We start from the raw sequence: 854 nt of genomic DNA on the forward strand, positions 1-854 counted from the left end.
CGGTTTCTCCTGCGGATAGAAGTCGAGATCGATATACAGCGAACCGGTCAGCAGGTTGGCGGACTTCATCGAGGCGCGCATACCGCGCGATTCCGCGTCCTTCAAATGCCCTTCGATATCGAAATTACCGCCCAGCTGTTTCTGGAAGCGATCCGGCTCGATGCGGATCAGCACCGGAATGCGGTAGTCGTTATCCAGGCGTTGCGCCATGCCCTCTTTATAGAATGGCACCTGAGCCACCGTGCCCAGGCGGATGCCGCGGAACTCTACCGGGGCGCCCGGCTGCAGGCCGCGTACCGAATCGGAGAAGAACAGCAGGTAGTCCTTATGCACGGTATACAGCGAATCCTGCGTGCTGCGCTGGTTGTCGAACAGCTGGTACTCCGCCTTCTCTTTCGCCAGTTCACCGCGATCCCAGCCGTCCGGCACGTCGAAGCTGACGCCGCCGCTGAACAGGGTAGTCAGCGATCCCATCTCCACCCGCATGCCCTGCGCCGACATGTCGAACGCCACGCCGCTGTCTTTCCAGAAGCGTACGTTGGTGGTGACCAGCTGGTCGTAAGGCGCGGTGATGAACAGCTGATAGCGCATGGCGCGTTCTTTAGGATCGAAGTAGCTGGTTTCCACCGACCCGACGCGATAGCCGCGGAACAGCACCGGATCGCCGGCGTTGAGCTGGCCCGATTTCTCGCTGTCCAGCACGATGCGCAGCCCCTTGGCGTCCGGGGAGGCCAGCGGCGGCGCGTCGAGCAGCTGATAGTTGTCTTTGCCGTCTTTGCCCTTGCTGCCCGGCTGCAGTTCGATATAAGCGCCGGACAGCAGCGTGCCCAGCCCGGAGACGCCTTCACGGCCGA

1 protein-coding gene is annotated in these 854 nt (G+C 62.1%); it reads right to left on the reverse strand.

Translation table 11 applies throughout. From position 1 onward, the window contains the following. Positions 1-854: MlaD family protein (locus tag AWX27_RS24215; protein WP_156428570.1), on the reverse strand; the 854-nt coding region annotated here is incomplete at both ends.

The organism is Serratia sp. 2880STDY5682894 (genome assembly GCF_001537385.1).
In the GTDB taxonomy this organism is placed as follows: Bacteria; Pseudomonadota; Gammaproteobacteria; order Enterobacterales; family Enterobacteriaceae; genus Serratia; species Serratia nevei.